Here is a 14,579-nt window from a genome sequence, read left to right as displayed (position 1 = left end):
GTGCGCCGGGGAACGCCGCCGCGGGCCGCCGGGATCGCCGTCCCCGGCCTGGTGGGCGGCGGCGGTCGGCTGGGCGGTGGCCGCGGGGCGGTGCGCGGCCCCGGCGGCGGTGGCCGACTGGGTGCCGACGACGCCGACCGTGATCAGCGCGGCGGCGAAGCAGGCCGCGGCGGCGAGCCGGTTGCGGCGAACGGACGTCTGGGCGGTCTGGTTCTCGGTCATCTGGTCCCCCTGCTGGTCGGGACGCCTGCTGCGTCCTCGTACAACCGGGGAGATGCCGCCGGAGAGGGGAAAGTTGGAGCCCCGAGCCGCTGTTTCACAGCTGTGACAGAGCGGCCCTGACGACGCGGTCCATCGCGGCCGTCCCCAGGCAGGCGTCGACCTCCAGCACCCCGTAGTGGGTGCCGTTGCGCAGCACGGCGATGCCGCCGCAGGGCTCCTTACCCTCGGGCGCCCTGCCCTCGGTGTTGAGGGATCCCTGGTACATGCCCATCCAGCTCGCGGTGACGTCCGGGCCGAGCTGCAGCGTCGCGGGCCTTCCGTAGACCCAGTGCCCCGGCGGTGTCTCCTGGCAGGGCACCTCCTCCAGCAGCAGGCGGTCGGCGAAGTTCCGCGCCCGGGCAGGGCTCGGGGTGTCGGCGACGACCTCGCGGGCGACCTGGTCGGCGTGGTCGAGGGCCAGCGTGGGGTCCTCCGGGGTGGTGCGGGTGCTGGTCGTCAGCCCGCGGAAGTGGGCACCGGGCCCGCCCAGGGCCTGGGTGAGGGTCTTCTCGCCGGTGCAGGCCGCGTTGGCGTAGAACCCGTCGCCGTACCGGTCGGCGACGTGGATCCGCCCGGGGTCGAGGTCCGGGCCGAACGCCGCGGGATCCAGCAGGTTCGCGGCCGTCGCCAGCCCGGTCGCGGCGGTCGCGGCGGTCGCACCGGTCGGCGAGGCGGAGCCGGAGCCGGCGGCCGAGGAGGCGGGCGTCGGGCCGGACCCGCCGGGCGTCGCGGGGGCGGACGCGCCCTGGGACGCCCCGCCGGCCGCGGTGGAGCCGGGGGGCGTCGGCAGGACGAACCGGCCGGTCGCCAGCCCGAGCGCGGCGGCCGCCACCAGGGCGGCGACGGCGGACCGGGGCCGGACGGCGACGCGGCCGCGGCCCGCCGCGGGGCGGCCGTTCACCGACCGGGGACCAGGCGCTCGCGCATGAAGCGGCGGGCCTGGTGGATGCGGTCCTTGACCGTGCCCAACGGGACGTCCAGCGCCTCGGCCACCTGGGTGTAGGTCAGGTCGCCCAGGTCGCGCAGCACGAAGGCCTCCACCAGGGCGGGGTGCTGCTGCTCCAGCGCGGCCAGCGCCTCCATCACGTCGAGCCGGGTCCCGGCGATGACGCTGGTGGTGCGCGGGTCGACGGACTCGGGGAGGTCGGCGTGGCTGTCCTCGGAGCGCCGGCGCATCGAGCGGTAGGTGGACCGGGCGGCGTTCGAGGCGATCACCGTCACCCAGCCCAGGAAGGAGCCGCGGCCGCCGTACTCGCCCAGGTGCGTGCTGACGGAGAGCAGCGCGTCCTGCGCGGCCTCCTCCGCGTCGGCGTGGTGGGGCAGGAAGCGCGAGCAGCGGCGCAGCACCAGCGGCCGCAGCTTGGCCAGCAGGTGCTCCATCGCCCCCGGGTCACCCGCCTGAGCCGCCGTCACGAGCCGTTCCAGCTCGCCGTCCTCGTACACCCGGATCCCCCCGATCGTCCCGCCTGGCCTGCCACCCCGTCGAACGGGAGTTCCGCACTCCCCCCGACTCCGGCAGAATGCTGCCACATGCGCAAGCTCGGCCGTTACCTCCTCCTGGAGCGGCTCGGAGCCGGCTCCTTCGCCACGGTCTGGAAGGCCTACGACCCGGAGCTGGACACCGAGGTCGCGGTGAAGGTGCTGGCCGAGAACTGGGCCGCCAACGCCGATGTGCGCGAGCGGTTCCTGGCGGAGGCGAGGCTGCTGCGCCGGATCGCCAGCCCGCGGGTGGTCCGGGTGCACGACGTCGGGGTGCAGGAGGACCAGCCCTACTTCGTCATGGACTACGTGCGCGGCGGCACCCTGGCGGACCGGGTCGGGCAGTGCGACCCGCAGGAGGCGCTGCGGCTGGCCGCGGAGGCGGGCTACGCGGTCCAGGTCCTGCACGAGGCGGGGGTGGTGCACCGCGACGTCAAGCCGTCCAACCTGCTGCTCGCCGACGGCCCCGAGCCCGCCGCGGTGCTGGTGGCGGACCTGGGCAGCGCGAAGCAACTGGCCGACGCGTCCGGGCTGACGGTGACCACCGGCACGCCCGCGTACATGGCGCCGGAACAGGCCTTCCAGACCGGCGGGTTCGACGGGCGGGCCGACGTGTACGCGCTGGCCGTCGTGGCCTACGAGCTGCTGACCGGGCAGAAGCCGTTCGGCCCGGGCGGCCGCGCCACGGCCCTGATGACCGACCAGCCGACCGCCTCGACGCTGCCGGCGCTCCCGGCCGGAGTGGACCTCCCGCCGAACGTCGTCCTGCTGCTGCGGGCCGCGATGTCCGTCGAGCCGGCGGACCGGCCGCCGACCGCCCGGGCCTTCGCGGACGCCCTGCTGGCCCCGGTCCCGCAGGCCCAGCCCCCGGAAGGCTCCGGGTGGCTGACCCCGCGCGCGGTCTGGCTGGCGGCGGGCACGGTGTTCGCGGCGACGACCCTGCTGAGCTGGCTGCTGCGGTGAACCCGACGACGAATCCGGCCACGAACGCGTGAAGCGTCCCGGTCCTCGGGCGGTGGCCGCCGACGGCTGCCATAGGGTCGGCGGTATGCGACTGAGCACGGTGATCCTCCCCACCCACCGGTGGGCCGAGGGGCAGAAGATCTGGCGGCGGGCCGAGGACCTCGGCTTCCACGCCGCGTACACCTACGACCACCTGAGCTGGCGGTCGTTCCAGGACGAGCCGTGGTTCGGCTCGGTCCCGACGCTGACGGCGGCGGCCTGCGCCACCGAGCGGCTGCGGCTGGGCACGCTGGTGACGTCGCCGAACTTCCGGCACCCGGTGACGCTGGCGAAGGACCTGATCACGCTGGACGACGTGTCCGACGGGCGGTTCACGCTGGGGATCGGGGCCGGCGGGACGGGGTTCGACGCGACGGCGCTGGGCCAGGAGGCGTGGTCGCCGAAGGAGCGGGCGGACCGGTTCGGGGAGTTCCTGCCGCTGCTGGACGAGCTGCTGCGCAACGACGCGACGACCCGCGAGGGGACGTACTACTCGGCGGTCGAGGCGCGGAACATCCCAGGCTGCGTGCAGACCCCGCGGCTGCCGTTCTACGTGGCCGCGACCGGCCCGCGCGGGCTGAAGCTGGCCGCCGAGTACGGGCAGGGCTGGGTGACGTACGGCGACCCGCGCGGGCCGGCGGACGTGCCGGTGGACCAGGCGCCCGAGGTGATCGCGGCGCAGCTCGAGAAGCTGACGGCGGCCTGTGCGGCGGCCGGCCGGGACGCGGGCGAGCTGGAGAAGGTGCTGCTGCAGGGGTCCACGGCGGAGCGGCCGCTGCAGTCGGTGGACGCCTTCGTCGACTGGGCGGGTACCTACCGGGAGCTGGGGATCACCGAGCTGGTGATCCACTGGCCGATCCCCGACTCGATCTTCGAGAACGACCTCGCCGTCTTCGAGAAGATCGCCACCGAGGGCCTGGCCCAGCTGGGCTGAGCCCCGTGACCGGGGAGGGTGTCCGGCGGGGGCGCTAGTCTGTCCGCCGCACCACCACCTGATCATGCGTCACCACGGGGGTTCCTTCGTCATGCCTTCTTCCCGCCCCAGCAGACTGCTCGCCGCCGCCCTGGTCGCCGCCGCGGCGTTCGGCCTGGCCGCCTGCGGCCCGGACAACTCCTCGGACCAGGGCGCGGGAAGCGGCGCGACCACCGCGGCCCCGACGGCCGCCGCACCGACCGGCGCACCGGCGGCCACCGCCACCGGCAAGCCGTCCACCGCGGCCAAGCCGTCCGCGGCCGGTCAGCCGTCCGCCGACGGCGAGCCGGAGGGCTTCTGCACCCACGGGCCGCTGCCCGCCGGCCAGAAGTGGATCTACCCGGTGAAGGGCACCAGCGCGACGACCCTGGTCTACCAGGACACCAAGGACGTCTGCGGCGTCAACGACGTGGGCTTCGAGCCGGTCGGCGCGGACAGGAGCGCCCCGTTCGCGCCGACCGCCAAGGGCCACCTGAGCTCGGTGCTGGCCCCGCCGAAGGACGTCAACCTGGCGGACCTGGTGAAGCACGTCACCGAGTGCCTCGCCGCGCCGCGCAACGACAAGGGCTCGTACCCCTGCTCGGCCGGCGACTACAAGGTGGCGATCGACGCCTCCGGCAAGGTCACCGAGCTGTGGGAGCGCGCCCACAGCTGACGCGCCCACAGTGGGCGGGCCCGCAGCTGACGGCCGCCGGGAGCGGCGCCGGTCGGCTCACCCCGCGGTGACCGCTTCGGCGCCGCCCGCGCAGCCCAGCTGCTTCCCGGCGGCGCGCTCGGCGAAGCCGCGGGCGAGCTCGTCCATCCGCGCCCGGCCCGGCCCGTCCGCGAGGACCTTTCCGTCCTCGCCGGTGAGGGTGACGACGGCCCGGTAGCCCGTGCGCCTGCCGTCCAGCGTGCATTCGAAGGAGACCGCCCCGGCGCTGTCGCCGCCGCGCCGCGCGACGCCGAACGCCGCTTCGGCGGTCAGCAGCCGTCCGTCCTCGCCGTTGGCCGAGCACCGTACGGAGGCCGGGTTGCTCTCGTCCGCCGTCCGGTAGTCCGTCCGCACCCGGACCCGGGGAGTGCCGCCCAGCACCTCGGTGACGCCCGGGTCGTCGAGCAGGCCCCGGCACTCGCCGTGCGACAGGGTGACGGCCGGCGGGCGGTAGGACGTCTGCTCGAGGTACACGTGCCAGCCGAGCAGGCCGCCGCCGAGCAGCAGTGCGGCCCCGCCCGCGATCAGGGCCCGGGGGTGCTTCATGAGCACTGCTCCTTCCTCGTCTCCACCAGCGCGGCCCGGGCGAGCTGTTCGAGGTCGGCCTGGACGCCGCCGGGACCGCCGGAGGCGCGGGCGGCCTCCCCGGCGACGATCTCCAGCTCGACATAGTCGTACCGCGGGTCCTTCCCGGTCAGACAGCCCGCGGCCGCGGCGGCGCCGCCCGGCCACGAGGCGCCGAGGCCCCCGGCGTCGAAGGTGCGTGCGTCCGGCCGCTCGGCGGCCTCGGAGGCGAGGGCGAGCTGACCCCGGTGTCCGACGGACGTGAGGGTGAGCACGGTGCGCCCGTCGATCCGGATGACACAGGTCCGCGGGCCGTCGCCGAGGACGGCCTCCGTCCGGTCCTCGGAGTCCTGGTCGCCGTCCGGCAGCAGCCGCCCGAGCGGGGTGTCGGGGCCGGTGGGCAGGTGGCAGAGGCGGGCGGACCGGCCGGCGGCCTCGGCCGGGCGGTGGCCCTGCCAGTCTCGGTAGCCGACGAACCCGGCGGCGGCCACCGCCACGACCAGCACGCCGGGCAGCAGCAGCGGATCGTGCAGGCGCCCGGCCCACCGGCCCGCCAGGGACCGGGCCCAACGGGCCGGGAGCCCGCTCACGCGTCGCCCTTCGCGTTGGTGCTGACGTTGTTCGCCGTCCCGCGCGACATGCCGTGGAGCGCGCTGTCCCGGGCGCTGTTGGCGAGCCGGTCGAGGTCCTCGCGGGAGATCCCGGTGCCGCCGCCGGCGTCCCGGACCGCCTGGTCGGCCCCCCGGGCCACCCGGCCCTCGGCCTCGGCGGTGTGGTCGCGGCTCTCCTGGCGGCCGTCCTCGGTGGTGTCGTGCTTGTTGGCCTCGATCACGCTGTCGGCGATCTCGTCGATCAGCGCGCCGGCGAGCTCGCCGCCGAGCGGGACCTTCTCGGTCACGGTGCCGATGACGGCGTTGAAGGCGTCCTTGCCGTAGCCGACGTTCTTCTCCAGCGCGTCGTTGAACTCCTTGTCGGAGACGGCGTGCTGGTTCTGCACCTCGTCCACCCGGGCCTGGTTGAGGTAGCCGCTGACGACTCCGCCGGACTCCGCGTTGTGCTTGATGTCCGACTCCAGCCGGGCGAAGTCGGTCTGCCCGCTGTCCAGGTGGCCGCGGATGAGCGCGGTGGTGTACGCCTGGTTGGCGTTGGTCACCGCGCCGTAGGCGTCCGGGTCGCGCCCGAGGGCGTCGAGCAGGCCGGCCACGGACGAGGCGTTGAGCGTGGCCGGGGAACCGTTGACCGGCAGGTCGTGCCCGTGGGAGAGCGAGTTCTGCACGTCCCCGATGTACTCGGCGGTCATGTGCCCGAGGCTGCCGCGCATCGCGGCGAGCTTGCCGTCGCCCTTGATGTCGTCCAGCGCGCCGTCGCCGCCGTGCCGGCCGAAGGTGTCCACGACCTTCTGCATCAGGTCGGCCTGCTCGGTGGTGTGCCGGGCCGGCGGGACGGGGCCCGGCTCGTCGTACGGGTGGCCGGTGGTGGCCGCCTCCAGGGCGCGGCCGAGCGCGGCCGGCCCGGCCTGCTTGCTCGCGTCCCAGACCTTGGAGTCCCGCGAGGTGGTGTCCGGGATCCAGTCCTTGTCGTGGACGAAGTAGTCGAAGTAGTCGGCCGGCTCGGGCTTGCCGCCCTGGTTGACCGTGCCGTCCTCGTTGTACGCGGTCGGCCGCTCGGTGAAGAACTTGGTGGAGGCCTCCGGGCTGTGCGCGAGCGCCTCCAGCACGGCCGTGGTGGGGCGGAAGCCGGAGCCCGCCTCGTCGCCGCCGGTCAGGTTGAAGCCCTGGATCTTCGAGCCGGGCGGCGGGGCCGGCCAGTACTTGTCCTGGGTGTCGAGCTGGGTGACGTGCTCGGCGATCGGGTTGATGAAGTGGGCGTCGTAGTCGCCGTTCATCAGGATGCCGGAGAGCACCTGGTAGCCGTACGGCACGTAGTCCAGGCCGGAGGCCCGGTACGGCTTGTCCCAGACGGGCTGGGAGCCGGCCTTGCGCAGCGCGGCGGACCATTCGTCGGACAGGTGCGGCTCGTTGCTGGTGCGGGTGGCGGTGGCCAGGCTGAGCCCGAGGTTCTTCTGGAGGTCCTGGTAGGCCTTCCAGCGCGGGGACTTGTCGTCGCGGGGGTGCGCCGGGTCGCCGACCATGCCGTTCCAGGACTTGATCAGGCCGTCCGGGCCGAGGTCCTGGTAGAACTTGGTGGCGAACTTCGGGTCGTCGCCGTGCGAGGCCAGCAGCGAGTTCAGCTCGGTGAGTTCGGGCTCGCTGATGTCCCCGCCCTTGGCCGCGAGCTGGGCGGCGCGCCGGCCGTCCGCCTCGGGGCCGGAGCCGATGGCCTTGCCGTTGAAGGACTTCGCTCCGTCCGTCATGCTGTCGGAGCGCAGCGCCCAGGCGATCCGCTCGTCGGCCGCGGCGGCCTCCGCGACGGCGGCGTCGATCGCCTTGCGGGCGGCCTCGGCCTTGTCGCCCCACTCCTTCTGGTAGTCCCGCATCGCCTCGTAGTCGTGCCGGGTGGCGTTGTCGGCCGGGGGCCAGCTCACGGTGCCGTTGTCGGTGACGGTCAGTCCGGCCGTGCGGGCGTCGGCGACCGCCTTGTCCAGCTTGGCCTTGGCCGCCTTGAACTCGGCGGACGCCTCCTTGAAGGTGGAGGCGAAGGCGTTGGCCTCGGTGACGGCGGCGGTCAGCTGCTCGTTGGTGCGCTGCAGGCCGGGGCGGGCCTGGTCGGCCGCGGGGCCGCTCCAGCAGGCGGAGTCGACCTTGGCGATCACCGTGGTGTCCCAGTCGCCGTCCATCGCCTGGAGCTTCTGGGCCACGGTGGTCCAGGCGGTGGCGGCGGCGTCCAGGACACCGAAGTCGGCGGTGCTGAGCTCGTGGAAGTCGACCATCGCAGCTCTCCTCTCAGGCGCCGAGGTCGTGCTGGACGGCCGACTCGTTCTGGCGGTAGTTGGTGGCGGTGGCGTGCAGCGCCTGGGTGGTCTGCCCGATGGTGGAGCCGAGCGCGGCGACGCACTGGTCCCAGGTGCCGACGACGCCCGCCGCGGCCTTGCCGGTGCTCCAGTTGGCGAGCGAGGTGGAGACCTTGGTGGTGGCCTCGTCGGCGCCCCGCCCGTCGGCGTTGAGCCGGCCGTGGATCTGGTCGGAGTTGTTGCCCGCGGTGGTGAGCGCGGTGGGGTCGGTGCTGAAGCCGCCCCCGCCTCCGCCGCCCCCGCCGCCCGGGGCCGAGGCGGAGTTGATCCGGGTGCGGGCCGCCTCCTGGGCGCGGGCCTGGGCGGTCAGGTTCCCGTCCGCGTCGTAGGCCCACGGGTTCATCATCCGGTCGAACGCGGTCGCCCGATCAGACATGTCGATCGATCCCCTCCGTGCCGGCTCGCTGCTCCGGAACCCCCGTCGGCAAAGAACTCGGCACGTGCGTAAAGAGTTCGACAAAGGGTACAGGTGGGCTCCGCTTTTGCCGAACCCCTAGGGGTGCCGGGGCCCGACGTCATACCGCAGCAGCAGACGGGCTCGTCATTCGTGCTCATGACCCGTACCGCACAAGGCCGTTACGTTGGTCCGCGTGTCCACAGCTGTCATCAAGACGGACGGCCTCACCAAGAGGTTTCCCCGCGTCACCGCCCTCGACCAGCTCACCGTCGAGGTGCGGCCGGGCGTGGTCGGTCTGGTCGGGGCCAACGGCGCGGGCAAGTCCACGCTGATCAAGATCCTGCTCGGACTCGCCCCGGCGACCTCCGGCCGGGGCGAGGTCCTCGGCCTGGACGTCGCCACCCGGGGCTCCGAGATCCGCGCGCAGGTCGGCTACATGCCCGAGCACGACTGCCTGCCACCGGACGTCTCCGCGACCGAGTTCGTGGTGCACATGGCCCGGATGGCGGGCCTGCCCGCCACCGCCGCCCGTGAGCGCACCGCGGACACCCTGCGGCACGTCGGCCTGTACGAGGAGCGGTACCGCCCGATGGGCGGCTACTCGACCGGCATGAAGCAGCGGGTCAAGCTCGCCCAGGCGCTGGTGCACGACCCGAAGCTGGTGCTGCTGGACGAGCCGACCAACGGCCTCGACCCGGCCGGCCGGGACGAGATGCTGGCGCTGATCCGCCGGGTGCACACCGACTTCGGCATCTCGGTCCTGGTCACCACCCACCTGCTCGGCGAGCTGGAGCGGACCTGCGACCACCTGGTCGTGATCGACGGCGGCAAGCTGCTGCGCTCCTCCTCCACCGCCTCCTTCACCGAGGCGACGGCCGTCCTCGCGGTCGAGGTCGGCGACCACCCGGAGGACCACCTGCTGGACCCGGGCCCGGCGGTCCGCGAGCGGCTCGCCGCGGCCGGCCTGTCCGTCCAGCCCGAGGGCTCGCACCAGCTGCTGGTCCGGCTGGCCGACGAGTCGACGTACGACACCATCCGCGACGCCGTCGCCGAACTCGGCCTCGGCCTGGTCCGGTTGGAGCAGCGCCGCCACCGGGTCGCCGAGCTCTTCACCGACTCCCAGGACACCGAGCAGAGCAAGGGAGGGACGAACGATGTCGCTGCCTCCTGAGACCAGGTCCGCCGACACCGGCGTCATCCACGACATCGGCTACCGCGGCTACACCGGCCCCCGGCTCGGCCGCTCCTACGCCACCCGCGCGCTCTTCACCCAGAGCCTGCGCGCCGCGTACGGCCTCGGCCGCTCCGGCAAGTCCAAGGTGCTGCCGATGCTGGTGCTGGGCCTGGTCACCGTGCCCGCGGTGGTCTTCGTGGCGCTCGCGATCGTGATGAAGCGCGAGGAGCTGCCGGTCGAGTACGCCGGCTACCTCTCCACCCTCAGCCTGGTGGTCTCGGTCTTCCTCGCCTCCCAGGCGCCGGTGCTGCTCTCCCGGGACCTGCGCTACCAGACCGTCCCGCTCTACTTCTCCCGCCCGATCACCCGCACCGACTACGTCCGGGCCAAGTTCGGCGCCATGGTCTGCGCCCAACTGCTGCTGATGGCGGCCCCGTTGCTGGTGCTGTACATCGGCGCGCTGCTCGGCGGGATGGACTTCGCGCACAACACCGGGCACGTCCTGTACGGCCTGGTCGCGGCCGTGCTGTACGCCCTGGTGCCCACCTCGGTGGCCGTGGTGATCGCGGCCGCCACCCCGCGCCGGGGCTTCGGGGTCGCCGCCATCATGGGCTACCTCGCGGTCAGCGCCGCCCTGGGCGCCGCCGCCGTCGGGATCAGCAACCCGAGCACGACCGGCTCCGACACCGCGCAGTGGATGTCGCTGATCTCGCCCACCGACCTGGTGGAGTCCCTGGTCAACGAGCTGTTCGGGCTCGGCGAGGGCCTGGACCGCCGGCACGCGCCGGGCGGCCTCGGGCTGGCGGTGTTCGCGCTCGTCGCGGTGGCCATGGTGGTCGGCTCGTACCGGCTGCTGCTGCGCCGCTACCGGAACATCTAGGAGGGCGGCATGGCCACCATCAGCATCGACAAGGTCTCCCGCTGGTTCGGGAACGTGGTCGCGGTCAACGACATCACCATGGCCATCGGCCCCGGCGTCACCGGCCTGCTCGGTCCCAACGGCGCGGGCAAGTCCACCCTCATCCACATGATGAGCGGCTTCCTGGCCCCCTCCAGCGGCTCCGTCACCCTGGACGGCGCGCCGATCTGGCGCAACCAGCAGGTGTACCGGCAGATCGGCCTGGTGCCCGAGCGGGAGTCGATGTACGACTACCTGACCGGCTGGGAGTTCGTCCTCGCCAACGCCGAGCTGCACGGCCTGCCCCAGCCGGGCGCCGCCGCGCGCCGGGCGCTGGACCTGGTGGAGATGGCCTACGCCAAGGACCGCCGCACCGGCACCTACTCCAAGGGCATGAAGCAGCGGGTCAAGATGGCCTCCGCCCTCGTCCACGACCCGTCCGTGCTGCTGCTCGACGAGCCCTTCAACGGCATGGACCCGCGCCAGCGGCTCCAGCTGATGGACCTGCTGCGCCGCTTCGGCGCGGACGGCCGGACGGTGCTGTTCTCCTCCCACATCCTGGAGGAGGTCGAGCAGCTGGCCCGGCACATCGAGGTGGTGGTCGCCGGGCGGCACGCCGCCTCGGGCGACTTCCGCCGGATCCGCCGCCTGATGACCGACCGCCCGCACCGCTACCTGGTCCGCTCCAGCGACGACCGCCGGCTCGCCGCCGCGCTGATCGCCGACGGCTCCACCACCGGCATCGAGGTGGACGAGCGGGAGCGGGCGCTGCGGATCGAGGCGGTCAACTTCCAGGGCTTCACCACCCTGCTGCCCAGGGTCGCCCGGGAGGCCGGCATCCGGCTGTACACCGTCTCCCCGGCGGACGAATCGCTGGAGAGCGTCTTCTCGTACCTGGTCTCCGCGTGAGCGGCGCCACCGGGACGGCATCCGCCCGTTCCGCAGCCGCCGGTTCCGCAGCCGCCCGTTCCGCGGTCACCCGTTCCGCAGTCACCCGGGACAGGACCGCAGTTCCGCAGGACAGGACCGTTGTCGCCCAGGAAGGGGCCGTCCGACCATGAACCCCACCGTCGCCAGGCTGACCCTGCGCGGGCTGCTGGGCCGCCGCCGCGGCCTGCTGCTGCTGGTGGTCCCCGCCCTGCTGCTGGTCGTCGCGGCCATCGCGAGCGTGTCCAGCGCCGACCCGCACGACACGGCCGGCAACGTCCTGGGCGCCCTCGGCCTCGGCACCCTGGTCCCGATCCTCGGGCTGGTGGTCGGCACCGGGGTGATCGCCAACGAGATCGACGACGGCTCGATCGTCTACCTGCTCGCCAAGCCGCTGCCCCGGTGGCGGATCGTCACCACCAAGCTGGTCGTCGCGATCGGCGTGACCTGGCTGTTCTCGGTCATCCCGACGCTGCTGGCCGGGCTGCTGCTGGTCGGCACCCAGGACGGCGTGGCGCTCGGCTACACCGTGGCGGTGCTGGTCGCCGGAGCCGCGTACAGCGCGCTGTTCCTGCTGCTCGGCGTGGTCACCCGGCACGCGGTGGTGGCCGGGCTGGCGTACGCGCTGATCTGGGAGTCGACGATCGGCAACTTCGTCGAGGGCGCCCGGACGCTGAGCATCCAGCAGTGGGGCCGCTCGGTGGCCGAGGCGGTCGCGGGGGAGAACGCGATCAGCTCGGACGTCTCGCTCGGGCTGGCGGTGCCGCTGCTGCTGGTGGTCACCGTCGCGGCGACGGTGTTCGCCTCGGTGAAGCTGGCCGGGATGACCCTCGCCGGCGAGGAGTGAGCCGAAGCCCCGGACAGCGGTGAGCCCCGGACGGCGGTGAGCCCCGGACACCCGTGCGGGCGTCCGGGGCTCTCGGCCGTCCGGCCCGCTCAGAGGGTGCGGTTGCGGCCCGCGCCCCAGCCGGCCGCGCCGACCACCAGGACCAGCACCAGCATCAGCACCAGGGTGGCCTCCCACCCGCCGGTCAGCTGGTGCAGCGCACCGGCGCCGACCGGGCCGACCGCCGCGACCAGGTACCCGATCGCCTGCGACATCCCGCCCAGCTGGGCGGCGCCGCCCACGGTGCGGGTGCGCAGCACGATGAACGCCAGGCCCAGGCCCAGCGAACCGCCCTGGGCCACCCCCAGGATGGTGGCCGACACCCACGCGGCGGAGACCGGCGCGACCAGCAGCAGGGCGATGCCCAGCCCGTTCAGCGCGGCCATGGTCACCGCCAGCGCGCGCTGGCTGGTCATCCGGCCGGCCATCAGCGGCACCAGGAAGGCGCCCGCCACCTGCACCAGGTTGGAGAAGGCGAAGACCAGACCGGCCTGGCCGCGGTCCATGCCGTGGTCGGCCAGGATGGTCGGCATCCACGCGACCAGGGTGTAGACCAGCAGCGACGAGATGCCCATGAAGAGGCTGATCTGCCAGGCCAGCGGGGACTTCCAGATGCCCTGGATCGGCTTGTCCGGCGCGGCGGCCGCGGCCACCGCCCCCTGCTGCTCCTGCCGGGAGCGCAGCACCTGCGGCAGCCAGGCCACCGCCGCGACCAGCGCGAGCAGCGACCAGGCGCCGAGCGAGGCCCGCCAGCCGCCGCCGAGCGCGTGCTCCAGCGGGACGGAGGTGCCGGCCGCGAGCGTGGCGCCGACCAGCATGGTGGTCGAGTAGACGCCGGTCATGGTGGCCGCGCGGTCCGGGAACTCGCGCTTCACCAGGCCCGGCATCGACACGTTCAGCACCGCGATCGCCACGCCGATCACCACGCAGCCCGCGTACAGGGCCGCCACCGAGGGCAGCACCCGCAGCAGCACGCCCGCGCCCAGCACCAGCACCGCGCCGAGCACGACCCGCTCGGCGCCGAAGCGGCGGGTCAGCCGGGGTGTGAGCGGGGCGCCGACGCCCTGGAACAGCACCGGGACGGTGGTGATCAGACCGCTCGCGGTGGCGGAGAGGCCGAAGGTCCGCTGGATCTCGCCGACCATCGGGGAGACCGCCGCCAGGCAGGCCCGCATGTTCAGCGCGACCAGCACGATGCCGGTCAGCAGCAGGAGCGGATGGGCCAGCCGGGCGCGGACGGGGACCGGGGCGGACGTGGTGACAACCGGCTGCTGGGCACGGGTGACGGCCATGGGTGTGCTGTTCTTTCGTGAAGGTGCGTGGATGCGGACGGCGGAAGGGGGGCTCGCGCCGTCCTACTTCCGGGCCGCGATGGCCGCGAGCAGCTGCTCGACGGCCGCGGTCGGGCCGGCGAGCAGCGCACGACACGCCGCCTCGGCCCGGTCCGGGTCACCGCTCTCGATCGCGTCGACCAGCGCCTCGTGGGTGGCGACGACCGCCTCGGGCATGTCGTGGTCGCCGAACGCGGAGGTCATCGCCTCGCGCACGGAGGCGCCGAAGTACCGGTACACCTCGGCCAGCGCGGGGTTGTGCGCGGCCTCGACGACGGCGGTGTGGAACTCCAGGTCGTGCTCGACGGTGGCCTCGCGGCTCGCCCGCTCGGGGTGCGCCGCGAACACCTCGGCCTCACGGGCCAGCGCGGCGCGCATCCGCCGGATGTCCTCGGGGGTGTGCCGCAGCGCGGCCAACCGGGCGCCCTCGGTCTCCAGCGCCGCCCGGACCTCCAGGACGTCCCGGATGCCCGAGCGCTGGACGCCGCGCAGGACGGACGCCGGGTCGCTGGTGGAGCGGACGAACGTCCCCTCGCCCTGCCGGGAGACCAGCATCCCGGCGTGCACCAGCACCCGGATCGCCTCCCGCACGGTGTTCCGCCCGACCTGCATCCGCTCGGCCAGCTCGTGCTCGGTGGGGATCCGCGACCCGACCGGCCACGTCCCGCCCGCGAGCTGCTCCCGCAGCTGCTCGATCGCGGTGTCCACCAGGGAACGCCGCCCGGCCGCCTGCAGACCGCCGCTCATGCCGGACCTCCCTTCCCACCGCATACGGACCATCGAGTCATCGGTCATCCTACAACCGCTTGCCCGGTCATCCTACAACTCACCCCTGAACAGCCCATGAACACCGATCGCCGGCAGCCTTGGGCCCCGCCGCCCCGCCCAGCGTCGCCCCTTCCTCGGACACCGACCCCCGTGCCCTCCCCGCCGGGCGTCTCCCCTTCCTCGGACACCGATCCCCGTGCCCTCCCCGCCGGGCGTCTCCCCCTCGTCGGACACCGATCCCCGTGCCCTCCCCGCCGGGCGTCTCCCCTTCGTCG

At 73.8% G+C, this 14,579-nt stretch carries 15 protein-coding genes and 1 pseudogene; 7 read left to right on the top strand and 9 right to left on the bottom strand.

What is annotated here, in order from left to right; genetic code table 11:
• From ABZW03_RS24025 to ABZW03_RS24015, 3 genes and pseudogenes are all read right to left on the bottom strand, one after another.
• A pseudogene (locus tag ABZW03_RS24025) lies at positions 1-222 on the bottom strand (hypothetical protein); the annotation flags it as partial.
• Between the two features lie 94 nt (positions 223-316).
• On the bottom strand, positions 317-1,162 hold the full coding sequence (locus ABZW03_RS24020; RefSeq protein WP_355261848.1) for a hypothetical protein: 846 nt from the start codon (positions 1,160-1,162) through the stop codon (positions 317-319).
• Positions 1,159-1,704 carry an RNA polymerase sigma factor gene (locus tag ABZW03_RS24015; RefSeq protein ID WP_355261845.1) on the bottom strand — a complete coding sequence of 182 codons (546 nt, stop codon included), beginning with the start codon at positions 1,702-1,704 and terminating at the stop codon, positions 1,159-1,161. Before ABZW03_RS24015 ends, ABZW03_RS24020 begins: the two co-directional genes overlap by 4 nt.
• An 87-nt stretch (positions 1,705-1,791) precedes the next feature.
• Between ABZW03_RS24015 and ABZW03_RS24010 the strand changes: the two genes are divergently transcribed.
• The 3 genes from ABZW03_RS24010 (at position 1,792) to ABZW03_RS24000 (ending at position 4,370) form a co-directional block, all read left to right on the top strand.
• Positions 1,792-2,703 carry a serine/threonine-protein kinase gene (locus ABZW03_RS24010; RefSeq protein ID WP_355261843.1) on the top strand — a complete coding sequence of 304 codons (912 nt, stop codon included), beginning with the start codon at positions 1,792-1,794 and terminating at the stop codon, positions 2,701-2,703.
• A gap of 85 nt (positions 2,704-2,788) precedes the next feature.
• The gene (locus ABZW03_RS24005; RefSeq protein ID WP_355261840.1) at positions 2,789-3,676 is read left to right on the top strand and encodes an LLM class flavin-dependent oxidoreductase; all 888 of its coding nucleotides are present in this window, start codon (positions 2,789-2,791) and stop codon (positions 3,674-3,676) included.
• Between the two features lie 91 nt (positions 3,677-3,767).
• Positions 3,768-4,370, top strand: a complete 603-nt coding sequence (locus ABZW03_RS24000; RefSeq protein ID WP_355261838.1) for a hypothetical protein — start codon at positions 3,768-3,770, stop codon at positions 4,368-4,370.
• A 57-nt stretch (positions 4,371-4,427) separates the two neighbouring features.
• On the opposite strand, the gene ABZW03_RS23995 is transcribed toward ABZW03_RS24000, so the two are convergent.
• From ABZW03_RS23995 to ABZW03_RS23980, 4 genes are read right to left on the bottom strand one after another with little or no spacing between them, the layout of a single operon-like run.
• Entirely contained in the window at positions 4,428-4,955 is a 528-nt protein-coding gene (locus tag ABZW03_RS23995) for a hypothetical protein (RefSeq protein ID WP_355261835.1), read from the bottom strand.
• Positions 4,952-5,563, bottom strand: coding sequence for a hypothetical protein (locus ABZW03_RS23990; protein ID WP_355261832.1), 612 nt, complete (start codon positions 5,561-5,563; stop codon positions 4,952-4,954). The genes ABZW03_RS23995 and ABZW03_RS23990 overlap by 4 nt, the downstream gene beginning before the upstream one ends.
• Positions 5,560-7,842: a hypothetical protein gene (locus ABZW03_RS23985; protein WP_355261829.1), complete on the bottom strand. Its 2,283-nt coding sequence runs from the start codon at positions 7,840-7,842 to the stop codon at positions 5,560-5,562. Before ABZW03_RS23985 ends, ABZW03_RS23990 begins: the two co-directional genes overlap by 4 nt.
• A gap of 13 nt (positions 7,843-7,855) precedes the next feature.
• On the bottom strand, positions 7,856-8,299 hold the full coding sequence (locus ABZW03_RS23980; protein WP_355261826.1) for a hypothetical protein: 444 nt from the start codon (positions 8,297-8,299) through the stop codon (positions 7,856-7,858).
• A 214-nt stretch (positions 8,300-8,513) separates the two neighbouring features.
• Between ABZW03_RS23980 and ABZW03_RS23975 the strand changes: the two genes are divergently transcribed.
• The 4 genes from ABZW03_RS23975 (at position 8,514) to ABZW03_RS23960 (ending at position 12,166) form a co-directional block, all read left to right on the top strand.
• On the top strand, positions 8,514-9,491 hold the full coding sequence (locus ABZW03_RS23975) for an ABC transporter ATP-binding protein (protein WP_355261823.1): 978 nt from the start codon (positions 8,514-8,516) through the stop codon (positions 9,489-9,491).
• Complete coding sequence (locus ABZW03_RS23970; protein ID WP_355261820.1) at positions 9,475-10,374, top strand: ABC transporter permease; 900 nt, start codon at positions 9,475-9,477, stop codon at positions 10,372-10,374. The genes ABZW03_RS23975 and ABZW03_RS23970 overlap by 17 nt, the downstream gene beginning before the upstream one ends.
• Before the next feature lie 9 nt (positions 10,375-10,383).
• On the top strand, positions 10,384-11,301 hold the full coding sequence (locus ABZW03_RS23965) for an ABC transporter ATP-binding protein (protein WP_355261817.1): 918 nt from the start codon (positions 10,384-10,386) through the stop codon (positions 11,299-11,301).
• Between the two features lie 148 nt (positions 11,302-11,449).
• Positions 11,450-12,166 (top strand): ABC transporter permease subunit, encoded by a 717-nt coding sequence (locus ABZW03_RS23960; RefSeq protein WP_355261814.1) that lies wholly within the window; start codon positions 11,450-11,452, stop codon positions 12,164-12,166.
• Positions 12,167-12,255: 89 nt separating this feature from the next.
• Here the strand turns inward: ABZW03_RS23960 and ABZW03_RS23955 are convergent, their stop codons facing one another.
• Together ABZW03_RS23955 and ABZW03_RS23950 are read right to left on the bottom strand one after the other, a co-directional pair.
• A complete protein-coding gene (locus tag ABZW03_RS23955) occupies positions 12,256-13,497 on the bottom strand; it encodes an MFS transporter (protein WP_355261811.1) in 1,242 nt (413 codons plus the stop codon).
• Positions 13,498-13,560: 63 nt separating this feature from the next.
• Positions 13,561-14,283 (bottom strand): FadR/GntR family transcriptional regulator, encoded by a 723-nt coding sequence (locus ABZW03_RS23950; RefSeq protein WP_355261808.1) that lies wholly within the window; start codon positions 14,281-14,283, stop codon positions 13,561-13,563.
• Positions 14,284-14,579: the final 296 nt, after the last annotated feature.

This window comes from Kitasatospora sp. NPDC004799, from assembly GCF_040609095.1.
Taxonomy (GTDB): domain Bacteria; phylum Actinomycetota; class Actinomycetes; order Streptomycetales; family Streptomycetaceae; genus Kitasatospora.
The sequence above is the reverse complement of the archived record's forward strand: the minus strand, read 5'-3'. Positions and strand labels throughout refer to the sequence as shown.

Bases quoted from the DNA above. Each gene is read 5' to 3' on its own strand.
- ABZW03_RS24010 (WP_355261843.1), top strand. From the start codon at position 1,792: ATGCGCAAGCTCGGCCGTTACCTCCTCCTGGAGCGGCTCGGAGCCGGC.
- ABZW03_RS24005 (WP_355261840.1), top strand. From the start codon at position 2,789: ATGCGACTGAGCACGGTGATCCTCCCCACCCACCGGTGGGCCGAGGGG.
- ABZW03_RS24000 (WP_355261838.1), top strand. From the start codon at position 3,768: ATGCCTTCTTCCCGCCCCAGCAGACTGCTCGCCGCCGCCCTGGTCGCC.
- ABZW03_RS23995 (WP_355261835.1), bottom strand. From the start codon at position 4,955: ATGAAGCACCCCCGGGCCCTGATCGCGGGCGGGGCCGCACTGCTGCTC.
- ABZW03_RS23985 (WP_355261829.1), bottom strand. From the start codon at position 7,842: ATGGTCGACTTCCACGAGCTCAGCACCGCCGACTTCGGTGTCCTGGAC.
- ABZW03_RS23980 (WP_355261826.1), bottom strand. From the start codon at position 8,299: ATGTCTGATCGGGCGACCGCGTTCGACCGGATGATGAACCCGTGGGCC.
- ABZW03_RS23970 (WP_355261820.1), top strand. From the start codon at position 9,475: ATGTCGCTGCCTCCTGAGACCAGGTCCGCCGACACCGGCGTCATCCAC.
- ABZW03_RS23965 (WP_355261817.1), top strand. From the start codon at position 10,384: ATGGCCACCATCAGCATCGACAAGGTCTCCCGCTGGTTCGGGAACGTG.
- ABZW03_RS23960 (WP_355261814.1), top strand. From the start codon at position 11,450: ATGAACCCCACCGTCGCCAGGCTGACCCTGCGCGGGCTGCTGGGCCGC.
- ABZW03_RS23955 (WP_355261811.1), bottom strand. From the start codon at position 13,497: ATGGCCGTCACCCGTGCCCAGCAGCCGGTTGTCACCACGTCCGCCCCG.
- ABZW03_RS23950 (WP_355261808.1), bottom strand. From the start codon at position 14,283: ATGAGCGGCGGTCTGCAGGCGGCCGGGCGGCGTTCCCTGGTGGACACC.